The 24,223-nt window shown below is 51.1% G+C and carries 19 protein-coding genes and 1 pseudogene; 16 read left to right on the top strand and 4 right to left on the bottom strand.

Annotated features, from left to right (window positions below; genetic code table 11):
- Nucleotides 1–131: 131 nt before the first annotated feature.
- The 7 genes and pseudogenes from ACP158_RS04985 to ACP158_RS04955 all read left to right on the top strand — a co-directional run.
- On the top strand, nucleotides 132–944 hold the full coding sequence (locus ACP158_RS04985) for an SDR family NAD(P)-dependent oxidoreductase (protein ID WP_424947857.1): 813 nt from the start codon (nucleotides 132–134) through the stop codon (nucleotides 942–944).
- Between the two features lie 24 nt (nucleotides 945–968).
- Nucleotides 969–1,280 (top strand): 4a-hydroxytetrahydrobiopterin dehydratase, encoded by a 312-nt coding sequence (locus ACP158_RS04980; RefSeq protein ID WP_424947856.1) that lies wholly within the window; start codon nucleotides 969–971, stop codon nucleotides 1,278–1,280.
- A gap of 15 nt (nucleotides 1,281–1,295) precedes the next feature.
- Nucleotides 1,296–4,067, top strand: coding sequence for a PD-(D/E)XK nuclease family protein (locus ACP158_RS04975; RefSeq protein ID WP_424947855.1), 2,772 nt, complete (start codon nucleotides 1,296–1,298; stop codon nucleotides 4,065–4,067).
- A 28-nt stretch (nucleotides 4,068–4,095) separates the two neighbouring features.
- Nucleotides 4,096–7,446: a UvrD-helicase domain-containing protein gene (locus ACP158_RS04970; RefSeq protein WP_424947854.1), complete on the top strand. Its 3,351-nt coding sequence runs from the start codon at nucleotides 4,096–4,098 to the stop codon at nucleotides 7,444–7,446.
- 20 nt (nucleotides 7,447–7,466) lie between these two features.
- Complete coding sequence (locus ACP158_RS04965; protein ID WP_424947853.1) at nucleotides 7,467–8,729, top strand: NAD(P)/FAD-dependent oxidoreductase; 1,263 nt, start codon at nucleotides 7,467–7,469, stop codon at nucleotides 8,727–8,729.
- A 35-nt stretch (nucleotides 8,730–8,764) separates the two neighbouring features.
- Nucleotides 8,765–9,730, top strand: coding sequence for a Dam family site-specific DNA-(adenine-N6)-methyltransferase (locus ACP158_RS04960; RefSeq protein WP_424947852.1), 966 nt, complete (start codon nucleotides 8,765–8,767; stop codon nucleotides 9,728–9,730).
- Nucleotides 9,727–9,900, top strand: a pseudogene (locus ACP158_RS04955) (HNH endonuclease); the annotation flags it as partial. The gene ACP158_RS04960 and the pseudogene ACP158_RS04955, both read left to right, overlap by 4 nt.
- 97 nt (nucleotides 9,901–9,997) lie before the next feature.
- On the opposite strand, the gene ACP158_RS04950 reads toward ACP158_RS04955, so the two are convergent.
- The 4 genes from ACP158_RS04950 to ACP158_RS04935 are packed head-to-tail and all read right to left on the bottom strand — an operon-like array spanning nucleotide 9,998 to nucleotide 15,871.
- Nucleotides 9,998–11,617, bottom strand: a complete 1,620-nt coding sequence (locus tag ACP158_RS04950; protein WP_424947851.1) for an ABC transporter ATP-binding protein — start codon at nucleotides 11,615–11,617, stop codon at nucleotides 9,998–10,000.
- A gap of 39 nt (nucleotides 11,618–11,656) precedes the next feature.
- Nucleotides 11,657–12,727, bottom strand: a complete 1,071-nt coding sequence (locus tag ACP158_RS04945; protein ID WP_424948403.1) for an ABC transporter permease — start codon at nucleotides 12,725–12,727, stop codon at nucleotides 11,657–11,659.
- A 43-nt stretch (nucleotides 12,728–12,770) separates the two neighbouring features.
- On the bottom strand, nucleotides 12,771–13,862 hold the full coding sequence (locus ACP158_RS04940) for a microcin C ABC transporter permease YejB (protein ID WP_424947850.1): 1,092 nt from the start codon (nucleotides 13,860–13,862) through the stop codon (nucleotides 12,771–12,773).
- Nucleotides 13,862–15,871 (bottom strand): extracellular solute-binding protein, encoded by a 2,010-nt coding sequence (locus tag ACP158_RS04935; protein WP_424947849.1) that lies wholly within the window; start codon nucleotides 15,869–15,871, stop codon nucleotides 13,862–13,864. Before ACP158_RS04935 ends, ACP158_RS04940 begins: the two co-directional genes overlap by 1 nt.
- Before the next feature lie 281 nt (nucleotides 15,872–16,152).
- On the opposite strand from ACP158_RS04935, the gene mutY reads away from it, so the two are divergent.
- The 9 genes from mutY (at nucleotide 16,153) to purB (ending at nucleotide 24,161) form a co-directional block, all read left to right on the top strand.
- Nucleotides 16,153–17,289 (top strand): A/G-specific adenine glycosylase, encoded by a 1,137-nt coding sequence (gene mutY, locus ACP158_RS04930; protein WP_424947848.1) that lies wholly within the window; start codon nucleotides 16,153–16,155, stop codon nucleotides 17,287–17,289.
- A 9-nt stretch (nucleotides 17,290–17,298) separates the two neighbouring features.
- Nucleotides 17,299–17,571, top strand: a complete 273-nt coding sequence (locus tag ACP158_RS04925; RefSeq protein WP_424947847.1) for an oxidative damage protection protein — start codon at nucleotides 17,299–17,301, stop codon at nucleotides 17,569–17,571.
- 6 nt (nucleotides 17,572–17,577) lie between these two features.
- The gene (locus ACP158_RS04920; RefSeq protein WP_424947846.1) at nucleotides 17,578–18,075 is read left to right on the top strand and encodes an NUDIX hydrolase; all 498 of its coding nucleotides are present in this window, start codon (nucleotides 17,578–17,580) and stop codon (nucleotides 18,073–18,075) included.
- Between the two features lie 176 nt (nucleotides 18,076–18,251).
- On the top strand, nucleotides 18,252–18,887 hold the full coding sequence (locus ACP158_RS04915; protein WP_424947845.1) for an MT-A70 family methyltransferase: 636 nt from the start codon (nucleotides 18,252–18,254) through the stop codon (nucleotides 18,885–18,887).
- Nucleotides 18,871–19,680, top strand: a complete 810-nt coding sequence (locus tag ACP158_RS04910; RefSeq protein WP_424947844.1) for a DNA methyltransferase — start codon at nucleotides 18,871–18,873, stop codon at nucleotides 19,678–19,680. Before ACP158_RS04915 ends, ACP158_RS04910 begins: the two co-directional genes overlap by 17 nt.
- Nucleotides 19,677–20,690: an HNH endonuclease gene (locus ACP158_RS04905; protein WP_424947843.1), complete on the top strand. Its 1,014-nt coding sequence runs from the start codon at nucleotides 19,677–19,679 to the stop codon at nucleotides 20,688–20,690. The genes ACP158_RS04910 and ACP158_RS04905 overlap by 4 nt, the downstream gene beginning before the upstream one ends.
- A 7-nt stretch (nucleotides 20,691–20,697) precedes the next feature.
- Nucleotides 20,698–21,348 (top strand): hypothetical protein, encoded by a 651-nt coding sequence (locus ACP158_RS04900; protein WP_424947842.1) that lies wholly within the window; start codon nucleotides 20,698–20,700, stop codon nucleotides 21,346–21,348.
- Nucleotides 21,305–22,435, top strand: a complete 1,131-nt coding sequence (mnmA, locus tag ACP158_RS04895) for a tRNA 2-thiouridine(34) synthase MnmA (RefSeq protein WP_424948402.1) — start codon at nucleotides 21,305–21,307, stop codon at nucleotides 22,433–22,435. Before ACP158_RS04900 ends, mnmA begins: the two co-directional genes overlap by 44 nt.
- Nucleotides 22,436–22,580: 145 nt before the next feature.
- Nucleotides 22,581–24,161, top strand: coding sequence for an adenylosuccinate lyase (gene purB, locus ACP158_RS04890; protein ID WP_424948401.1), 1,581 nt, complete (start codon nucleotides 22,581–22,583; stop codon nucleotides 24,159–24,161).
- Nucleotides 24,162–24,223 lie beyond the last annotated feature (62 nt).

Below are 24,223 nucleotides of genomic sequence, written 5' to 3'. Positions count from 1 at the left end.
GGTGGCAAAAAATATTGCCCGAAAATATTATTCGGCGCGCGTCCGACTGACGTTTATATGTTCTAATTATCGTTGCCCCCCCCTATATCATCAATGCCATCAATGCCATCATCAATTCCGCCAAACCATCAATGAACATAAAAAACAAGGTTGCAGTGGTTACCGGCGGCGCAGGCGGAATCGGCCTTGCAACTGCCAGCAAGCTGGTGGAAAGAGAGATTGGCGGACTGGCAATTGTTGACCTGTCGGCGCGCTGCGAGGATGCCGTGGCGCAACTAAACAAACTGGCGGGCAAAGAAAAAGCGCTGCCCTTTTGTGGCGATGTCACCGACCCGCAATTCCGCAGGCGGGTTTTCGATGCCATGCGCGGGAAATTTGGAGCAGTGCAAATTTGCGTGCCGGCGGCAGGCATTGTTGCTGACTCGCTGGCTGTCAAAGTCAAGCAGGACGGAGAAATTGAGCTTTATGCCGAATCCGTTTTTAAAAAAATTCTGGATGTCAATTTAGTGCATCCAACATACTGGGCGATGGAAACCATCGCCGGCATCGCCAAACAGCGTCATGCCGAGAGACGAAAAAAGTGGGGCGCTGACGAGGACATACGGGGTGTCATTATCCTCATCGGTTCTGTCTCCTCGCAGGGCAATCGCGGGCAGGTCGGATACGCGGCCGCAAAATCAGCGCTCATCGCAGTCAGTTCGACGCTAAATCTGGAAGGGCTTTTTCATGGCGTGCAAACCAAAATAGTCCACCCTGGATTTGTCGACACCAAAATGGTTGACGTGATCGATGATGATTATTTCGAAAAAAACTTAAAGCCGCTAATTGGGCTAGGGCGAAAAATACAACCTCAGGAAATTGCCGAGATAATATGTGCGATGATTGAGAATCCGGCGATTAGCGGCGAGGTGTGGGCCGATGCCAGTCTGACGCCACTGGCTTGAACAACGATTAATGGAGACCTTGAAATGAAACAAACGCTTTTAGATTCCACGCAACTCAACGCTCGATTGAAGCATCTCAATTCGGCTTTGGAAAATCCATGGCAGGTTGTCGATCAGAAACTGCACAAGACCTTCGTGTTAAAAAACTTTATTCAGGCTTTCGGGTTCATGACCCAGTGCGCGCTCGCGGCGGAGAAAATGAATCATCATCCGGAATGGCGCAACGTTTATAAAACCGTGGAAATCAATCTCACTACCCACGAAAGCGGCGGCATTACCGCGCTGGATTTCGAACTTGCGCAAATGATGGAGCAGTTTGCCGACCACCGCAGTTAATTTTTCATTGCGCCGGTGACTCGCTCGCAAACCCTGGCCGATGACGTTGCGCAGCCACTATGCGATGGCGCGACCTTAGTCACCGCCAATAAACGGCTGGCCCGGGAAGTCCGCCAGCAGTTCAACCAGCACCAACTCGCCCAAGGTAACCAGGCTTGGGATACCGCAGACATCCTGCCGTTTGACGCCTGGATTTTTCGTCTGTGGCAATTTGTTCGAGACGCGGCAAAGGACGATGGCGCGCCGTACGCCGGCCATGAAGTCGGTCATGTCGCGCTCAATGCCTTGCAAAGCAAAGCCGTATGGACGCAAATCATCGCCGCCGACATCAAGGCAAATCAGCGCGATGCCGAGACGTTATGGAATATTGCCGCAACGGTCAAGACCGCCATGCAGGCCTGGCGCATTTCCCGGCAATGGGATATCGCCATAGACGACTGCGGTAAATCGTTCCTGGCCGATCACCGCAGCTTTGCCAGATGGGCTAATTTATTTATACACCAGTGCCGGAAAAATAATTGGATAGACGCCGCGCAACTGGTCGATGTGATCATTGAACGCATTGATGCCCGCAGGCTTGCCGACTTTGCGCCGCTGATGTTGCTTGGGTTTGACGGTTTTAACGCCCAGCAAAAACGTCTTATGGAAATCCTGCGGCAAAATAATACCCGTTTATCCATTCATCAGGTTGCGGATAGCGGCGCGCGCTCGCATTGCCGGTTTCGCCAATATGAGCGCGAATCGGAGCAATGGCTGGCTGCCGCGCACTGGATCAAGGACAAACTCGACCATAACCCAAATCAACGGCTTGCGCTGGTGGCGTCAAACCTGGCTAAATCACGCAGCGCAATTGATTATGCGTTGAGCCAAATACTCAGCCCGCGCCATCTGGTCGATAGCGGCGGCAGTCGCGCAAAACCATTCCATATTTCGTTGGGGGTGAAACTAAACGATTCGCCGGTGGTAGATGCCGCGCTATTGCTGTTGTCCCTGACTTCAACGGCAGACCTGACCCATTCAACTCTCAGCAGAATCATGCTCACCCCATTTATCGGCGGCGCCGACAGCGAGTGTTATGCGCGCAACAAACTCGAGTTTTGGTGCCGTCTATACCTGCCTTATAAACTTAACCTCGCGGACTTTTTGGAAACGCTGAAGTTGGAAATGCTGAAGCGGCACTCGTCCGCGCCGGTTGCGCCGATTTTTCTGGACAAAATCACCGCCATCAAGACGCTGCTGGAAGCAAACAAAAAACCGCAATCATTTTCATATTGGTCGGAATTGTTCTTGACCGGGTTGGAGAATTTTGGCTGGCCCGGCGAGCGCGCATTGAACAGCGCGCAATACCAGACTGCCGAGGCGTTCAAGCGCGAGGTCGCCGCTTTGCGCTCATTGGACTTGGTCGCCGCGCCGGTGACCGCGTCAACCGCGCTGGCGGTTTTGACCCAACGCTTGAATGAACAGCCATTTGAGCCGGAATCACCCCAGGTCAAGGTCGAAGTGCTCGGCGTCATGGAAACTGCCAGCCTTGAATTTGACGCCATCTGGTTTGGCGGCTTGACTGAAAGAGACTGGCCGCCGGCGGTGCGGGAAAGCCCGTTTATGCCCCATGCGCTGCAACAACAAGCCGGCTACTTCCGCGCTTCAGTATCGCTCAACGCCGAACATGCCGCCGCGCAGCAAACCCGGTTGATTAATCAATGCGATGACATGGTGTTCAGCCGCTACTGTTTTGAGCAGGATGTCGAATTGCTGCCGAGCGCGTTTTTTGACACCTCGGCGGCGACACTGGACGAGACCAAGCAGCCGACTTTGGTCGACCATTTCCAAACAGACCGCTCGCAGATGGAAACCTTCACCGACACCCGCGGCATTGGCAAAACCGAGGCCGCCACGCGCGGCGGCACCGCGGTCATCCAGGACCAAGCGGCCTGCCCGTTTCGCGCCTACGCCCGCCACCGACTCGGCGCGCGCGCCGCCGAAGCGCGCGAGCCCGGACTGAATGCAATGGACCGCGGCTCGTTGATTCACCGCATTTTGGAGGGCGTCTGGCGGGAGTTGCGCTCGTCGGAAAAACTCGCCGACACCAGCGATGTCGCGCTGAAAAAAATCATTGACCGCCATATCGCGCAGTGCAGCCGGCGGTTTTTTCACTTGGGCGGCGGCGGCAAAGCATTCTTTGCGGCGCAAAGTCAATGGCTCGGCACGTTGTTGCTGGAATGGCTCACAGCGGAAAAAAGCCGCGAGCAGGCATTTCACGTGGTTGAACTCGAACAGCCGCAGCAACTGACCTTGGGCAAATTGACGCTCAACTTCAAAGTTGACCGCGTGGATGCGCTCGCCGATGACACCGTGGCCTTGATTGACTATAAAACCGGTCAGGCCGGCTCGCTCAAGGACTGGGTGGGCGAGCGCCCGGCCGCGCCGCAACTGCCGCTCTACGCCCTGGCGCAACACCGCGAACACAATCCTGACAAGCGCCCGCTGTCAACGCTAACATTCGCGCAGATTCGCGCCGGCCGTTGCGCTTATGTTGGCATCAGCGGGGAGCAGTTCCAAGCAGTGCGGCACGCCGCCGGCAAAGTCGCAAAATTAAGCGACACTAAATTATCGCCGGAGTTGAAATCTTGGCGCGCCCTGATTGAATACTGGGACGCGCACTTGACCCAACTGGCCGACCAATATTACGCCGGCCAGGCCGAAGTGAATCCGCTGGACAACACCACCTGCACCTACTGCGACTTGCCGGGGCTATGTCGAATTTCCGAGGCCGACAACAGCCGCTGATCATTATTGATGGGCCTTATTAATGAGCATGAAAAACACTAAGGCGGCTGACCATCAACAACGCATCGCGGCGTTGGACCCGACGCGCTCGTTCATCGTGCAGGCGCCGGCCGGTTCGGGCAAAACCGGTTTGCTGGTGCGGCGCTATTTGACCTTGCTTGCGCGGGTTGCCGAGCCGGAAGAAATTCTTGCCATTACGTTTACCCGAAAAGCGACGGCGGAAATGCGCCAAAGAATTTTGTCTGCGTTACAGGGGAATGACCATGAACTTGCGACGCTGGCAAAACTCGCGTTGGCGAACGACCGACGCATGGATTGGAATATCCTGAACAATCCGCGCCGACTGCGCATTCAAACCATTGACGCATTTTGTTATGAATTAGTAGGACGCATGCCCTGGTCGGCCCGGTTTGGCGCCGCCCCCAACGTGCTGGAAGATCAAAATACGGAACTGGTCTATCTGCAGGCGGCGAAACGCACGCTGGATCATATTGAAGAGCATGACGCTTGGTCGCCGCATTGCGCGAATCTCATCACGTTGCTGGACGCGCGCTTCGACAAAGCGCAATCGCTTTTGGCGATGATGTTGAAAAAACGCGATCGATGGATGCGCCGGCTGCCAACCGACCCGGCAACCGCGACGCGCGCGCACTATGAAAAAATGTGGCGGGAAGTGATCGAGCAACAACTCACGGCCGCGAGCGAGCGCCTGCCCGATGACCTCAAAACCGAACTGGTCGCGCTGGCAAAATTCGCCGCCGCCCACCCGTATCGGCGAAGTCCCAACGCCGTGCTCGGCTGCGCGGATATGGAAAAATTTCCCGCCGCCACGGTCGCGCACCTCGCCCATTGGCGCGGCATCGCGGCGCTGCTGTTGACCGGTCAACACGAACTCCGCAAAACGGTTAATGCGTTGGTTGGCTTTCCGCCCGGCAGCGACGCCGAAAAACTGCGCATGACCGCGGTGCTGGAAAAATTGCGCGACCACGACGCCGCCGTGACCGCGATGGCCGCGGTGCCGCTGTTGCCGGACGCCGAGTTCGCCGACCCGCAATGGGCCGCATTGCGCTCATTGCTGGCGTTGTTGCCGGTCGCCGCGGCCGAGTTGCGCGTGCTGTTCAAGGAAAACAATCAAGCGGATTACAGCGAGGTGACGCAGCGCGCGGAACTGGCGTTGGGCGACGCCGACGACCCGACCGACCTGGCGCTCGCCTTTGACTGCCAACTCAAGCACTTGCTGATGGACGAAGTCCAAGACACTTCGCACGCGCAACTCGAGTTGCTGACCAAACTGACCGCCGGCTGGCAGCATGATGATGGCCGTACCTTGTTCTTCGTCGGCGATCCGATGCAGTCGATTTACCGATTCCGCGAAGCCGAAGTCGGCAATTTTTTGGAGATTCAAGAACACGGCATCGGCGAAATCACGCCGACGTTGCTGACCCTGGAAACCAATTTCCGCTCAACCACGGCGTTGGTCGATTGGTATAACCGCGTTTTCGCCGCGGTGTTTCCGCCGCAAAACGACCTGATCAACGGCGCGGTGCGCTATTCCCCCAGCGTCGCCGCCGCGCGTCATCACGCCGATGATGCGGTGCATATCCACCCCCAAGCCAACGGCGATGCCGCCAGAGAAGCCGAGAACATCCGCGCCCAAGTGGAACTTGAACTGACGCAAAATCCGCAAGCGGAGATTGGCATTTTGGGACGCAACCGCAACCATCTGGTTGCCATCACCCGCGCGTTGCGCGAGCACGATATTCCGTTTCAAGCGATTGACCTGGAGTCGCTCAGCCAACGCCCGGCGATTCAGGATCTGATGATGCTGACTCGCGGATTGATTCAACTGAGCGACCGCATCGCCTGGCTGGCGATATTGCGCGCGCCGTGGTGCGGCATGACGCTGGCGGATATGTCGGTGCTGTGCATGGATGATCACGCCAGCCCCATCGTGGAATTGTGCGCCGATGATAAAATCACGGCGCGGCTGAGCGACGACGGCGCCGAACGGCTCGGTCGAGTGCTTACCGCGTTGGCGGCGCCTTTGGCACAGCGCGGACGGCTGAGTCTGCGGCAGAATGTCGAGGCCGCTTGGCTGAGTTTGGGCGGGCCGGCCTGCATCGAGCCTGGCGATGTCGCCGACTGCGAAAGTTATTTTGAGTTGCTCGATAAGTTAGCCAACGATCATCCGCTCATCAGCGCCGATTTATTGTCCGCTGCGGTCGCTCGATTGTGGTCGCGCACCGCCGGCAAAGCGCAAGTGCAGGTGCTGACCATTCACAAGTCCAAGGGGCTTGAGTTTGATGTCGTGCTGCTGCCGCAACTGCACCGCATTCCGCCAATCCCGCAACGCGACTTGATACGCTGGACGCGATTGCCGCGGCAATTGCTGCTTGCGGTGCTGCCGTCGAGTTACGCCAAGGATGACAAGTTTTATCAATACCTCGGCGATGTCGATCAACTGCGCGAGCAAAACGAGTTGCGCCGCGTACTCTATGTCGCCTGCACGCGCGCGCGCGCGCGGCTGCATTTGTATATGAACATTGACTTGGACGCGGCCGGCGAGATGAGGGCGGCGCGCAAAAATTCGCTGCTGGATTTGCTATGGCCGTCGTTGCACGCCGAGATCGCGCAACGTGTCGCGGATGCCAGCGGCGACGCCGGTGATGATGACGCGCGCACGCGCATGTTGCCGCTCACCGAGTTCCGCCGCCTGCCGCTGGCCTGGCGGCTGCCGGCCATGCCGCGGTCCATCAGCGATCATGCCGCGGTGCAAAAATCCGAGCAAGACGAACGCGATGACAAACAACCGCACGGCATCGAGTTTTCATGGGCTGGCGAGACCGTGCGCATCACCGGTATTGCCATTCATAAAATGCTGCAGCACATTGATCAGGAAAATTGGTTGCAATGGAAGTCCGAAGATACCGAGGCGTTGCTGGCTAAAAATCGAATCGTGTTGATGGATAACGGTCTTTACGGCGAGCAACTGGAAATCGGCAGCGCAAATATGCGCGATGCCATCGAAAATCTGAAGTCAGATGCCAAAGCCGACTGGATTTTTTCGTCGGCCCATCAACAGGTCAAGCGCGAGTGGCCGCTAACCGGATTTGTAAACAAGGCATTTTCAAGCGTGGTCATCGATCGCAGTTTTGTGGATCAACGCGGCATGCGCTGGATCATCGATTTCAAGTCAAGCCGCCACAAGGGCGGCGATGTGCAGGCGTTCGTGGCGCGCGAAAAAACCCGCTACCAACAGCAACTCGAACACTATGCAAGCATCGTCAGGATGCTTGCGCAGCCGCAAACCGAGACCAGCGAGATCCGGCTGGGGCTGTATTTCCCCTTGTTAAAAGGTTGGTGCGAATGGTCGCCATGACGGAATTTGCCGCGCACAAAATGCCGACCGCCGTCGATGTGGTGGTGATTGGCGGCGGCATCATCGGCAGCAGCACGGCTTACTACCTGGCCCGAAATGGGATTAGCGTGGCGCTGTGCGAAAAAGGCGAGATCGCTTGCGAGCAGTCCGGTCGAAACTGGGGGTTGATACGTCAACAAGGCCGAGACCCGGCTGAACTGCCGCTGATGATTCGCTCTTTGGCGTTGTGGCATGAGTTGGTTAGTGAACTTGATGAGGATATCGGTTTCCATGTCGGCGGCACCTTGTATTTATCCGAAACCGAGCAACGCTACCAGAGCAATCTGGCTTGGCTAAAGCATGCCAAAGTCTTTGATCTTAACACCCGTTTTCTCAGTCTGGGCGATTTGCAAGCCCTCATCCCCGGCATTCAGGGCCAGTCCCGCGGCGCGTTATGCACACCGAGCGATGCGCGCGCGGAGCCGGCGTTGGCTACCCGAGCCATCGCCAAAAGAGCAAAACAACACGGCGCGATCATACTCAACCAATGCGCCGTGCGCGGCGTTGATATCGCCGCCGGACGCGTGGCCGGGGTAGTCACAGAGCGCGGCCGAATTCGGGCGCCGTGCGTGGTCTGCGCGGGCGGCGCCTGGTCTTCGTATTTTTGCCGGCATTTGGATTTGTTGTTGCCTCAGCTTAAGGTGACCGGCTCGGTGATGGCCACTGCGCCGGCGGCGTTGATAACGCAACTGTCAATTTGGAGAAGCGGGCTGGGGTTGCGGCGGCGCATGGACGGCGGCTACAACGTAGCCTACGGCGGCAGTTCCACTTGCGATTTAACCCCGGACTACCTGCGATTTTTCCGGGATTTTTTTCATGCTTACAAAAATTCAAAAGAACAGGTGTCGCTCAAAATCGGCAACCGATTTTTCACTGAACTGCGCTGGCCTGCAAAATGGTCTTTTGACCAGATCACGCCTTTCGAAAAAGAGCGCATCCTTAACCCCAATCCCGATATCAAACTGCTCAACAAAGCCTACCGCATGCTCGGCGAAACTTTTCCGCAATTGAAAGGCATTGAAATCAAGCAACGATGGGCCGGAATGATTGATGTAACACCGGATCAATTGCCGGTCATTTCGACTGTTGATCGTATCCCCGGACTCACCTTGTCAACCGGATACAGCGGCCATGGATTTGGCATCGGGCTGGGCGCCGGGCAGGTGACCGCGCAACTTGCCATCGGCAAAACCCCGGCCGTGAGTCTGGATGCATTTTCGATCGAGCGGCTGATGAAGAAATAGTTTTTACCGCGTTCGAGAACGGATAAAAACACCCGATGAATCACCACCGAAAACAGGGTAAAATGGAATACATGAAAACGTTTGATAGCCTTTTAGTTCCTCATCCTTTCCCCTATCAAGGCAGTAAGCGAGGAATTGCACGATATATTCTTCCTCACTTCCCGGCTGATGTAAATTGCCTGATAGAACCATTTTGCGGTGCCAGCGCCATTTCACTGTCCGCAAGGGTAAATGGGCTAACAAAAAAAATAATCCTTAACGACTTAAATGAGCCATTGATGTGTTTATGGGAAGAGATACTGAAAAGACCCGGTGATTTAGTGAAACAATATGAACAATTGTGGCACGAACAACACTCTGATAAAAAAGAGTATTTCTTTAAAACACGAGAAAAATTCAATTCAACACACCAGCCGCATCACTTACTGTATTTACTGGCCAGGATAGTAAAAGGTTCAGTTAGATACAGTTCATCCGGTTCATTTAATCAAAGTGCAGACAATCGGCGATCCGGTATGCGTCCAAACACCATGAGACAAAATATTTTTGATGTTTCTTCTGTGCTTTCCGGGATCACGAGTCTTTCATCTGTTGATTTTCGAGAAGTGGTGAAAAAAGCAAAACAGCATGACTTGGTTTACCTGGACCCGCCGTATCAAGGCACGTCATTTACCAGGGACCACAGGTATTTAAGTGGACTCGCTTATGATGAGTTTGTTGACGCTCTTATAGTAATGAACCAAAAAGACACTTCATATATCATTAGTTATGATGGACAAACGGGCGAAAAATCTCATGGCAACCCGTTGCCAAACTCTCTTTCACTAAAACACCTGCATATCAAGGCAGGCAGATCGAGCCAAGCCACGATCTTAGGCAATGATGATGAAACCATAGAATCATTGTACCTGTCACCCGCTTTAGTCGATCGTTTAAGTCGCGAAAAACATTCTATTCCTGCGGTGCTGCCACAAAAACAGCAGGAGATCATGTTTGCATGAGTAAACAGAATTACCCACCAGAATTTATTAAATTACTCAAAAGCGTTCAAGCAAAAAGACCTAAAACAGTAATCGACCACATCCTCAAGCATGGGCAAATCACAACGGAAGAGCTTAAAGACATATATGGGTATAACCATCCACCGCGAGCAATTAGGGATGTTCCGGAGTAATGGGTTTCGGATGCGCTTGAGCGGTCTGTCGATGATTAGAGCGCTTATAACAAAGGGCTGAAGGCGCACAATATTTAAACTGGACGGAACCGATTTAAACTGCCTGTTCCAGATCAAACGCCGCCGACAATAACTCTTTTGTATAGGGGTGTTGCGGACTCGCAAAAATGGATTTTGCTGCACCTTGTTCAACTACATCACCGCTACGCATCACCATCAGGTCATCGGCGATAGCGCGAACCACGCTCAAATCATGGGAAATAAACACATACGCCAGGCCATGTTGTCGTTGCAGTCGATTCAGGAGATCTAACACCTGAACCTGCACCGTGCGATCCAGCGCCGAGGTCGGCTCATCGAGAAAAAGAATTCTCGGTTCCAGTATCAAGGCGCGGGCGATGGCAATGCGCTGACGTTGGCCGCCGGAAAATTCATGGGGATAACGAAAGCGCACCGCCGGATCAATTTCAACTTCTTTTAGAATATCAATCACCTTTTCATCGCGCGCGGCCGGATCGGTGACCAGCCGATGCGCATCGAGACCTTCACTGATTATTGCGCCGATGGTCAACCTCGGCGACAACGAGCCGTAGGGATCCTGGAAAACAATTTGCATGGCCAATCGAACTTGCGGCATTGACAGCCCGCCGCGGACTCCAAGTGGTTTACCATCAAGCAGCACCGTGCCTTCGGCCTGCACCAGCTTCAATAATGCTAATGCCAGGGTGGTTTTTCCTGAACCCGACTCACCGACCACACCCAGAGTATGGCCGGGATGAAGTTTTAATGAGGCTTGGTTGACCGCCTTTATATGATCGACTGTTCTTTTTAGCAATCCCTTTTTAATCGGGAACCAAACTTTCAAATCGTCCGCCTGCAACACCGCTTCCGTTTTGACTGCGGGTGGCTGCCGCAAAGGTGGCTCTGCGGACAAAAGCGCTTTGGTATAATCTTCTTGGGCGGAGGTAAAAATTTGGGTGGTAGCACCGCGTTCCACCACCTTGCCCTGTTTCATTACCAGTATTCGGTCAGCCACTTTTTTAACCATATTCAAGTCGTGGGTGATGAGCAAAATAGCCAGGTTCTCCGCTGCTTGCAACTCTTTCAGCAAGCCCAAAATTTTCGCCTGAACGGTCACATCCAACGCCGTGGTGGGTTCGTCGGCGAGTAATATTTCTGGCCGATTAGCCAAAGCCATCGCAATCATTACGCGCTGCTTTTGGCCACCGGACAATTGATGCGGATACGCGTCGAGTCGCGCCGCCGCATTGTCGATGCCGACGCGCTCGAGCAGCGAAATAATTTTTTTTGTTGCCGCATCACCAGTAATGCCTTGATGCAATGCCAGAGATTCGCCGATTTGTTTTTCAATCACATGCAGGGGGTTTAACGCCGTCATCGGCTCCTGAAAAATCATCGATATATCGTTGCCGCGAATGCGTTGCAGTGTTGCCTGATTAGCCCCAACCAGCTGTTCCGCTTGATAAGTTATCGAGCCTTGGGGGTGAAACGCGTAGGGGTACGGCAATAATTGCAGTATCGACAAGGCGGTGAGCGTCTTGCCCGAACCGGATTCACCGACCAGGGCCACGGTCTCGCCGGCGTGTAATTCCAAATCCACGCCGCTAACCACGTCAGTGACAATGCGTTCTTGTTTTTCGGTGCGCTGAAAACTGACCGCAAGATCGGTGACCGTTAAAATCGGATCGCTCATGTTATTTACTATCGTTCTTGTCAGCGCGCACTCAAATTTTCAGCGAAATAATTTTCTCGGATCAAAGGCATCGCGCACGCCCTCGCCGATAAAAATCAGCAACGACAACATGGTGCCGATAATGACAAATCCGCTAACCCCCAGCCACGGTGCCTGTAAATTTGCTTTGCCTTGAGCGAGCAATTCTCCCAGTGATGGCGAGCCTGGCGGCAGACCGAACCCCAAAAAGTCGAGCGAAGTTAAAACCGTGACCGATCCCGCCAGGGTGAAGGGCATAAAGGTAATCGTGGCCACCAAAGCATTGGGCAATACATGGCGCAAAATAATCCGGGCATCGCTCACACCCAGTGCCCGGGCCGCACGAACATATTCAAATTTTCGCGTTTTCAAAAATTCTGCGCGTACCACGCCGACAAACCCCATCCATGAAAATAATAATAGTATTCCCAGCAGCCACCAAAAATTTGGCTCGACCACGCTGGCCAAAATGATTAGGATATAAAGCGTCGGCATGCTGCTCCACACTTCCATAAATCGTTGCAATATCAGATCAATCCAGCCGCCGAAGTATCCTTGAATGGCGCCTGCGGCGACGCCGACCGCGGCGCTGATAATGGTTAACATAAATCCGAACAAGACCGAAATGCGAAAGCCATAGATAATTCGCGCGACCACATCACGCGCTTGGTCGTCGGTGCCTAAAATATGCCGCGCGGTCGGCGGCGCCGGCGCGGGATGACGCATGTCCCAGTCCACAGTGGTGTGGTGAAATGGAATCAGCGGCCACACCGCGAAGCCGTGCTCGGCAATTTGCTGTTTCAGCCACGGGTCGTGATAGGCCGCGGCAGTTGGAAAGTCTCCGTCAAAATCCGTTTCATTGTAATCCACCAGCGCCGACCAATAGACTTGGCCGTTGTACATAATAAAGAACGGTTTATCATTTGCCACCAATTCTGCAAATAATGAAATTACAAACAATATCAAAAATATCCAAAGCGCCCAGACACTGCGGCGATTGGCCTTAAATAACTCCCAACGACGTTGACCAATTGGGCCTAAAGAAAATGAGCATGCTGTAAACCAACGCTTGCCCGCTTGTTGCCTATCCATATTCATAGCCGCATTCATGGCGTATTCATCGCAGTATTAGTGGTCATGATTCACTGGTGTCGAAATCGATGCGAGGATCAATCCAGGTATACATCAGGTCGGAAATAATTCCCAACACCAATCCAAGCAAGGTGAAAAACCACAACGATCCAAACATCACCGGATAATCCCGTTGCAACGCCGCTTCAAATCCCAGCAAACCGAGACCATCCAGCGAAAAAATAATTTCTATCAACATCGCGCCAGTAAATAGAATACCGACCACTGCCGCGGGAAATCCGGCGATGACGATGAGCATGGCGTTACGGAACACATGACCATACATAACTTTTCGTTCGCTCAGGCCTTTTGCTCGTGCTGTCAGCACATATTGCTGGCTGATTTGGTCGAGAAAAGAATTCTTGGTAAGCATGGCCAAAGACGCAAACCCACTAACTGTCAAGGCAATTATCGGTAAGGTTAAGTGCCAAAAATAATCAGCAATTTTTGCGCTCCATGACAACGTGTCCCAATTGTCCGAGAGCAGCCCACGCAAAGGAAACCAGTCATAATATACGCCGCCGGCAAACACCACTAACAACAACACCGCAAACAAGAATCCGGGGATAGCCACCCCGATAGTAAGCATCACACTGGTAGTAATATCGAACCGACTGCCATCCCGAACCGCTTTTCTGATGCCCAATGGAATGCTGATCAAATACACCAGCAAGGTAGACCATAATCCTAAAGAAATAGACACCGGCATTTTTTCCAGCACCAAATCCACAACGGCACGATCGCGAAAGAAACTATCGCCAAAATCGAATCTTAAATAGTTCTTTATCATACTGAAGAATCGCTCATGCACCGGCTTGTCGAAACCAAATCGTTTTTCCAATTCTGCAATAAACTCTGGGTCAAGCCCTTGTGCGCCTCGATATTGACTATTATTTGAGCCGCTGCGTTGAATTACATTTTCTGAGGCGTCTCGGGTAACCCGTTCTGCGGCATCGACCCCTTCTCCGGTAATGTTAGCGATGGCTTGTTCAACCGGACCACCCGGTGCAAATTGAATCACCGCAAAATTAAACAGCATAATCACCAGCAACGTCGGGATGACCAACAACAATCGTTTAAAGATATAGGCGACCATCAGCCGTTCTTCGATTTCATCGTGCGCTCCGATTTCATTGCTCGCTTTATGGCCAACCCGCCAACAACCAGAATCACCGCCAGCAATCCAAGCTTCCAACCGCTTGGGCCGCTGCCACTTCGTGCGGCGGTATCGCCGCCGCTGCTATTGCGTTGGGTGATTTGACCGCTATCACGCGCCTGAGCCAGCCTTGCCGATCTCTCGTCATCCAGCCACCATCTCGAAATATTAACGCCATTACGCAACGGAATCTGCGGTCGGTTATATTTATTCCACCATAAAATTCGGTCCGCGGGTAAATGCCAATTCGGCACGATAAAGTGCTGCCATAGCAGCACACGATCCAGGGCGCGGGTAACGGTGATCAATTCCTCCCGGGTTGAAGCGACCACTATTTTTTCGATAAGCGCCTCAATAACAGGGTGGCAAATACCGGCAGTATTGCGGCTGCTCGGTCGCGCTGCCGCCGCACAACTCCAATATTCACGTTGCTCGTTACCCGGCGTTTCACTCTGTCCCCAGCCACCGACGATCATGTCAAAATCAAACGAGCGGATTCGATTGATGTATTGCCCGGTATCGACCACCCGCACTTTCATGTCGATGCCCAGCCGCTTGAGATTGCTGACGTAGGGTAATATCAGCCGTTCAAATGAACTGCTGTACAACAACATTTCTATGCTCAGGGGCTGGTGCTGTTGATTCACCAATTTACCATCTTTGATCTCCCAGTCGGTTTCTCGAATCAAGGACAATGCTTTTAACAAATTCTGCCGAGACCAGCCACTGCCGTCGGTTTCTGAAACCTCAAAGGGCCGGGAAAATAATTCCGGCGGCAACGAAACGCGATAGTTTTCCAAAAGCGCAAGTTCGTCGCCTTCGGGAATGCCGGACGAGGCGAGTTCTGAATTGCTGAAGTAGCTTTTCGAGCGAGTGTATTGATTATAAAATATTTTCTGATTGGTCCAGTTAAAATCAAATGCCAGGGAAATAGCTTGACGAATTTTACGATTTGCAAATTTCGACCGCCGCAAATTCATAACATAAGCCTGCATTCCCTGAGGCGCCGAATGTTTTACTTGTTCTCTTACTAACCACCCGGATTCCACCGCTGGAATATCAAATTCAGTGGCCCAACTCTTGGCGGTATTTTCTGCATAAAAATCGATTTCCCCGGCCTTTAGTGCCAATCTAATCGGAATGCGATCTCTGAAAAAATCGAACCGCAGCAAATCAAAATTATTGATGCCGCGATTCACTGGCAAATCTTTTCCCCAGTAATCCACCACGCGTTCCAACTCATAGTAACGCCCTGCATCAAAGCGTTTGATTTTATATGGGCCGCTTCCCAAGGGCGGTGACAATGTGGTTTTGGTAATGTCCCGCTCTTGGTCATGTCCCTGCCAATAGTGTTTAGGCAATATTGGCAGTTCGCCAATAATGAGCGGCAATTCACGGTTGCCGGTATTTTTAAATTGAAATCGAACCGCATGCTCACCGCTCGCTTCAACGTGTTCAACGTCAGCATAATAAAACCGATAAGAGGGTGTGCCTTTCTCCATCAGCGTATTAAACGACCACACCACATCTGCCGGTGTGATCGGCTTACCATCGTGCCATTTAGCCTGAGGACGTAAATGAAATATGATCCAGGTTCGATCTACAGGATATTCGAGTCGCTCACAAATCAAACAGTATTTGGTAAAGGCTTCATCCCCAGATGACACCAATAAAGTTTCAATCGAGCCCGGCGATACCGCAGAGCCTTTATCGATCCAGGGGTTGAAGCTATCAAAAGTTCCGCGCACGCCCTGACGCAGCAAGCCGCCTTTTGGTGCGTCAGGATTGACATAACCGAAATTTTCAAACCCTGCCGCATACCTGGGCTCGCCGTGCATGGCGATAGCGTGGCTGCGGATGATTTCCGCCTGGATTTCCGATTGAGCGAAACTTGAAAGTGGCGCAAAGCCTAACGACGGCAAACACAGCCACAAAAAGATTCGCGCCAATAAGCAGACCCTCAGGGGGCAGGTCGGTTTTGATTTCCGGTTCGATAGCCTGAAAAATCCGCCTGGAACGGATTTTCGCGCAAGCCCCGTAGGGGTGCGTATCAAGGATGATACGCACAAAATCCCGCTCATGTCAAATTGTTGCATTTTTAGTTTTTAGTATTGTTACACTGGTCATGTTTATTGGTCATGTTTATTGGTCATGTTTATTTTCGTATCAGACCACAGTTGTTACATTTCATTCTACCTAATCCCTGGCTTAGCCCCGACCTGACCCCAACTTGACCGCTAACCGCAAAAAACTAAAATCAGATTTTAGCCAGTCCCTGCTCAAGTGGTTTGATCACCATGGTCGTACATCTTTACCATGGCAATCGGCTTTGCCCTGGCAACAAACCAGAGATCCATATCACATTTGGATTTCCGAAATTATGTTGCAACAAACCCAAGTTGAAACAGTCATCTCATACTACCAAAAATTCATGGCGCGGTTTCCCAATATTGACTCATTGGCAAATGCCGAAGCCGAAGCCGTTATGACTTATTGGTCCGGGCTGGGTTATTACGCCAGAGCCAGAAACCTGCATCGTGCGGCACAGCAAATTCGCGATCAGCATGATGGCCAGTTCCCGTTAAGCCTGGATCAAGTTATGGCACTGCCCGGCATAGGCCGTTCCACCGCCAGTGCCATTCTCGCTTTTTCCCAAAACGCTCGGCACCCGATTCTCGATGGCAACGTCAAACGGGTGCTGACCCGCTACTTCGCTATTGCGGGTTATCCGGGAACCAAGGCAGTGGAAAACCAATTATGGATTCTGGCCGAACAGCTTACGCCGAACAAGCGTGTCGCAGACTATACCCAGGCAATAATGGATTTTGGAGCAACTCTTTGTACCAGAAGCGGCCCGGATTGTTCAAAATGCCCGATTAACCACAAATGCCTGGCTTTTTTACAAGGCAACCCTACATCTTATCCCACGCCCAAGCCGAAGACACCCCGTCTGCACAGACAATCCAGAATGCTATTAATTTCTAATTCCAATTCTGAGTATTTGCTGATTAAACGCCCGCCAAGCGGTATATGGGGTGGCCTTTGGGTGTTTCCAGAACTCAGTAACGCCGAACAGGACTTTCAGTGCTGGTGCAAAAAAGAGCTTGGCATCGCCGTAAAATCAGGTAAAAATATGGCAATTGTGCATCATGGCTTTACCCATTTTGAACTGGAAATTCAACCCATACACTGCACCGTTGATCGGGTCTCATCTGGATTCATGGGTGGATTCATGGGTGGATTCATGGGTGGATTCATCGGCGGCATCATGGACACCGACCGCTATCTTTGGTACAACCCACTAGCAAACGCACCGATTGCAATACCCGCTGCCATAAAGAATATTTTTAATCAACTCGTTAAATAGACTGTCGCTATGAGTAGAATGATCACCTGCACCAAACTCGGCAAGGAGGCCGAGGGATTGGATCACCCAACCTGGCCCGGGCAGTTGGGTCAAAGGATATTCGATCAGATTTCCAAACAAGCCTGGCAAGATTGGCTAAGACAGCAGACCATTTTAATAAACGAATACAAACTCAATCCTTTGGATCGAGAACACAAAAAATATCTGGCCAGCCAAATGGAAGCCTATTTGTTTGGCGACGGCATCGTCTTGCCCGATGCATGGAAAGAGCAAGAAGAATAAAATAAGGTGCCCCTTCAGGAAGATCGGACTAAGACCCAAGACCATGGTCATGGCGATCGTTGGCATCCCCATGTAACCGTGGCTTGCATCGCAAAACGAGACGGCAAATACTTAATGGTCAGGGAGTGCTATCGGGGAGGCAGTGTAATCAACCAACCTGCAGGACATGTTGAACAAGAGGAGTCTTTGATTGAGGCGGTAATACGGGAGACTCTGGAAGAAACCGGATGGGAATTTGAACCAAATTACCTCAGCGGCATCTATCAATTTGTTGCCGGCAATGACGAAACCTATATGAGATTTACTTTTTATGGCGAACTCATTGCCCTAAACAAAAATTATTCGCTGGACCCGGCGATCGAAGAAGTTATGTGGTTGGACCGATCAACGCTTGAAAACAATTCAGAACATTTACGAAGTCAGGTTGTATTAAAGTGCATTACCGATTTTGAGAATGGTAATCGACTACCCCTGAACTGCGTACAACAGTTAGACTTGCCATGATGAAAATAATTGTTGCACTGTGGATTCAACTCATAAGTGCAATTGACTCAATCCCTAATATATTCTATAATTCGGGTGTTCAAAAACCTCTGGAAAGTTGCGGAAATGGTTATTGTGCATATTAGCAGCATCAATTTATCATTGAAACATAACTTGCTTCACATTAAGCCAAAAACATGGACAAATCAATCAATACCTTGAACACAAGTTTGCCCGCTAACGGAATAGTGTCTCCGAATCCATTTCGGCAAACTGGAGATTCCCACGCAAAAACATATCGCTGTATTGTGGTGGACCCACCGTGGAATCAAGGCAAAACAGGAAAACGCAGCGTTCGACCTTATCAGAGTTGTTCTCTGGATTATCCCACCATGCGTTTGGATGAAATAAAACGTATTCCTATCAACGATTGGGCGCAACCCAATGCTTTTTTGTGGTTGTGGGCTACGAACAGCAAAGACAAAAATTCAAAACGCCCAGTGTTGAGTATGGCTTTTGAGTTATTGGAGCACTGGGGATTTACTTTTCATACCATGATTACATGGGATAAAAAAACCGGCCCATGTCCGTTCAGTCCGTATCAAATAGTAACCGAGCATGTCTTGTTTGGTTGGTGCGGAAAAGCTCAGTTTAAGCGCGATAGATTGGGGAAAATGAAAACTGTTTTTCAAGAATCATCAACCCGGCATAGCGTAAAACCGGCATCTTTCTACGAGCATATTCGACATTCCTTTGTTGGACCGAGACTGGATGTATTCGCCCGCCAAAAACATAAAGGATTTGATGGTTGGGGAAATGAGTATCAAGAGTAATCACGCAACCAAGAAAAAAACGACACCGGCTCAGCGCGCCAATTTGTTATCGGGAGCGGAGTGGCTGCAACATTCGTTCAGCGTTTGGCGGGAGCTTGATAAAAACAGCGAAGAACGGCAACTGAAGCATCCAGCAATGTTCACATCGAAATTGGTGGAGCGTATTTTGGAGTCATACACTTGTAAAAGTGGTGTGCTGTTGGATCCTTTCGCGGGCAGTGGCACTGCATTATTAGCGGCATTAAACAATAATATGGAAGCCGTTGGTTTGGATATCAACCCTCATTATCGAAAAATCTTTGAAGATCGCGTTGGTCTATTTGGCAGTGATCGATGGCTCTATCATGTTATTGATGCGCGTTGCCTAGGAGAAGTTGTGTTGCCGCAATCTATCGATATTTGCGTAACCTCTCCCCCATATTGGGATATACTTAATCGGCGACGCACTGCGGACGGCAAGGCGACACGTCCTTATTCCAATGCGATGAATGATTTGGGCAATATCGAAGCATACGACGAATTTTTAATTTCTTTGGGCGAAATACTGTCCTTGGTGAGAATGTCTTTAAAGCCTGGCGCATATTTTGTTTTGAACGTAATGGATTTACGAAAAGGGACCTCATTCTATCCTCTTCATATGGATGCGACCAACATTGCACAAAAAAGTGGTTTTGAGTTGCAGGACATCATTATTTGGGATCGACAAAAAGACTACAATAATATGCGCCCATTAGGCTATCCGTACAAATTCATCGTGAATAAAGTACACGAATATCTATTGGTATTCCGATGAAAAAAGACCCTCTGTTTTGGCAATGGGCGGGCTATCTGAGTAATCCGATTCGGCGAACGGATATTCATGCGGAAATGCACCCAAGCAAAGAAAAGGAATTCCGAGAAAAATACTTTGAACTAACGCGGGAACTCATTTTATTTACTGGCAATTCCACTCCTTTTTATGTTTGGGGGCAAGATGCCAATAAATACGGAAAACAACTGCGAGTGTATTTTGATGGCAAAGTCGAAGTAGCACCTAAAACACCAAAACCGTTGCGTGTAACAAAAGGCAGAACAGCAAGTGGACTACGAATCAATGGCACAGATTTTGTTTTTAATTTATTTTCAGTCGGTTTTGCGTTAGGCAAGAATGTGGATTGCGCCGAAAACATCAAATCAAATGTTCCGCCGGAATTTACAACTGATTTCAGTATTGGCTTGAATCTGGCATCGCCCATCGAGGAAATGGAAATGCTGGTATTCGAACACTGCAAACAAAATGGCAACCTAACAGCGCAAAGCAAAAACTTACAAAAATTATGGGGGAAGAAGGACATCAGCGCATCCGCTTTGCTGGATGAATTATGCAAAAATAAAACATTGATTAAAAACAACAAACAAAATGCTTACACACTGTTCAATGTTGAACGATTGCGCGGTGAAATTGAAAACAAGTCGCTTCAAAGGGCAATCGATCTTGAATTAGATGACAACAAACGCGAGATTTTGATGGAAACTTACGTACGCGACCGTGGTTGGATTCGACTGGCAAAAAACACTTTTGGTGATGTTTGCATGTTTGATGGGTGTCAAAATACTTTTCTAAAGGATAATGGAGAACGCTATATTGAAACACATCATATTAAGTCGTTATCTGATGGAGGGAAAGATCATATTCGAAACTTGGCTATGCTTTGCGCTCACCATCATCGTATGGCACACTTCTCCGAGCAAAAAAATCGAGATGAATTGCGTTTTCAATTACAACAAAAAAACAAGAACTGCCTCAAAAATCTGGGAATTTAGCGGCACGATGAAAATAATCGCCGCAATAATCTTGCTGGCTTTTTCGCCTGTCGGCTGGGCCGGCAAGGAGCAAGGCATTATCGCCCCGGACTACGTCACGCTGGATGCCATTCCTGTTTGCTATGATTTTGGATGCAAAAATAGTGCTGTCGTCAATTTACCGATTACAGAATGGACTGAGGTTGTGGGCTGGTTCAATCCGGTAGCGGAAACACCGGCTCAGGAACGCGAACAAATCAAGCAGGCAATCGGCTGGATGGAAGTGTTGATCGGTAAACATACCCCAACCCATCGTGATCTTGCGTTTGATTTACCTGCCGACCGCAACGATGTTTCAGATTTATTTCCCGGTCAACAGGATTGCATCGATGAAGCAGTCAACACCACCACATATTTACGGCTATTGGAATTGAACGGCTTTTTCAAACATCACACCGTTATTGAGCAAGCCTATCGCAGTGCGATTTTTGATCAGCATTGGGCCGGGCAAATAATGGAAAAATCCAGCGGCACCCGGTTTGTCGTTGATTCATGGTTTCAGCCTAATGGCCATTTGCCGGTCATCCAGGCAAGCAAGGACTGGGAAGACATCAATATGCTGAGTGCTGTTATTGATGATTCCCGTCGCGACGCCGGCGATGGCAACGACGGCGAGTAAGGCAAGCGTTATCGTCGGCATGTCGGGCGGGGTGGACTCCTCGGTCGCCGCCGCAAGGTTGATTGAACAAGGTCATAAGGTGACTGGCCTGTTCATGAAAAACTGGGAAGAGGATGATAACGAGGAATATTGCTCAGCAGCGGAAGATCTTGCCGATGCCGAAGAAGTTTGCAAACTTCTCGATATCGAACTTAAAACAATAAATTTCTCATACGAGTATTGGACTCGGGTGTTCCAGTTATTTCTTGAAGAATACCGCAACGGCCGCACTCCAAATCCTGATGTGGTTTGCAACAAGGAGATAAAATTCAAGGCGTTTTTAGATTGGGCAATACATCTGGGGGCGAATTTTATCGCCACCGGTCACTACGCCAGAATTGAACAACAACATTACAATGACAACCATCGTAATTACCTGCTTAGAAAAGGACGCGACCGGCGTAAGGATCAAAGTTATTTTTTACATACATTGGGTCAGGACGCATTGCGCTACGCTTCCTTTCCGATTGGTGAAATGCGAAAACAACAGGTACGGGAACAGGCCAAGACACTGTCATTGCCCACACACGATAAAAAGGACAGCACCGGGATATGTTTCATTGGAGAACGCCGCTTCAGCGACTTTCTCAGTCGGTTTTTACCGACCCAGAATGGCACGATAAAAACCCTTGAAGGAGAAACCATAGGCAAACATAAAGGCGCGTACTACTACACCATTGGTCAACGTCAAGGCTTGGGGATTGGCGGCGACGGCGCGGCCTGGTATGTGGCAGAAAAAGATGTAAAAAGAAATATCGTTTATGTGGTGCAAGGCCACGACCACCCGGCCCTGATGAAAAAAATAGTGGTGGCGGAGCAACTGCACTGGATAACCGGGCTGGCGCCGATATTGCCGGCGCATTGCAACGCAAAAACGCGCTATCGCCAGGCCGACCAAAGTTGCGTCATTTCCATGCTGGGCGCGAATCACGCCCGCATCGAATTTGACCAGCCGCAATGGGCGGTCGCGCCCGGACAATCCATTGTTCTTTACCACGACGATGTGTGCCTGGGAGGCGGCATCATTAAATCTGCGCTAGACGATTGATAAACTGGATGCCTGATAAATTGGACACTTGATCATGATGATTAGACGGCGGGTAGCAGGGATGACTGTGATAAAATTGCGGCTATCCTACAATAACCAACGCCAATAATTGCCCGCCAATAAATTACCTGTGACCGATAAGACTATCACGCTCAGTCCGCTGACAGCGCTATCCCCTCTCGACGGCCGCTATCAAAGCAAAACCACCTCGTTACGACCGTATTTTAGCGAATATGGATTAATTCGCGCACGGCTTTGGGTGGAAATCGAATGGTTGATTCATCTCTCCAATCGACAAGAAATTGCCGAAGTCCCGACCTTTACAAAACAGAGCGTCGAGTTTTTGCGCGCGCTGATTTCCGGGTTTGACATTGAACAGGCCGAGCAGGTGAAATCCATCGAACGCACCACCAACCATGATGTCAAGGCGGTCGAGTATTACCTTAAAGACAAAATCAAGGCTCGAGACGAAATTGCCAATGAAATTAAAGGGGTCAGTGAGTTTATTCACTTTGCCTGCACCTCAGAGGATATCAACAACCTGGCTTATGGATTGATGCTGAAAGGCGCGCGGGATACGGTGCTGCTGCCCAAAATCGCGGCGCTGACGGATATTATCGACGCGCGCGCCGACGATTATGCCGACCAACCGATGCTGGCGCGCACCCATGGCCAACCCGCTAGTCCTACCACAGCGGGTAAGGAATTTGCCAATGTGTCGCAGCGGCTGAAGCAGGCGGTCAAGCAATTGGCGGCGCAAAAACTGATGGGCAAGTTCAACGGCGCGACGGGAAACTTCAGCGCGCATTACGCGGCATACCCGGAACTGGACTGGCCCGACATCGCAAAAGACTTCGTAAGCAGTTTAGGATTAACCTACCAGCCGCTGACCACCCAAATTGAGCCGCATGACTATATCGCTGAGTTTTGCCATGCCCTTAGCCGACTCAATACCATACTGATCGATTTTGACCGCGACCTGTGGGGCTATATCGCGCTCGGCTACTTCAAGCAAAAAGTAATCAAAGGCGAAGTCGGCTCGAGCACCATGCCGCACAAGGTCAATCCGATTGATTTTGAAAACTCCGAAGGCAATCTCGGACTTGCCAATGCGTTGCTTGGGCATCTTGCGGACAAGTTGCCGGTGAACCGCTGGCAGCGCGACTTGACCGATTCCACCGCGCTGCGAAACCTCGGCGCCGCCATCGGCCACACCCTGTTGGCGATCGACTCCACCGTCGCCGGCTTGGCGCGATTGGAGATTGACGCGGCGGCGTTGCGCCGCGATTTGGACGCGAATTGGGCGGTGTTGGCCGAACCAATCCAGACGGTGATGCGCCGCTACGGCGTGGCGCAGCCATATGAAAAATTGAAAGCGCTGACGCACGGCACACATGACATTGACCGCGAATCGCTGCATGCCTTCATTTGCGACCTGGACATCCCGGCGGCGGCGAAAGCGCGGTTGCTTGAAATGACGCCGGCCAGTTATATCGGCTTTGCGGCCCAAGCCGCCGCCGCGACCCAGGCCACCTGCTTATGCTGTGCGAAAGGCCTGCCGAAAAGCACACCGCGCATTTGCCCGGTTTGCGGCCATCGGTTTATGGGAAAGGGCTGGGAGGGCATGGATGCGCATTGGAAAGCCAGGCATGAAGAAAATGGGATGCTATATGAATGCTTTCGGGACACGCTTTGTGCGGCGCATAAATCCGGCAATACCCGATAACCCCGCGCGCACCACCCCCTCCCCAAGTGTACAGTCCCGTCTGATCAGTTATACTCGCCGGG

This window comes from Candidatus Spongiihabitans sp. (assembly GCF_965247905.1).
Lineage (GTDB): Bacteria > Pseudomonadota > Gammaproteobacteria > Arenicellales > Poriferihabitantaceae > Spongiihabitans.
Note: the sequence above shows the minus strand (reverse complement) of the source record. Positions and strands in the feature narration are given on the sequence as shown.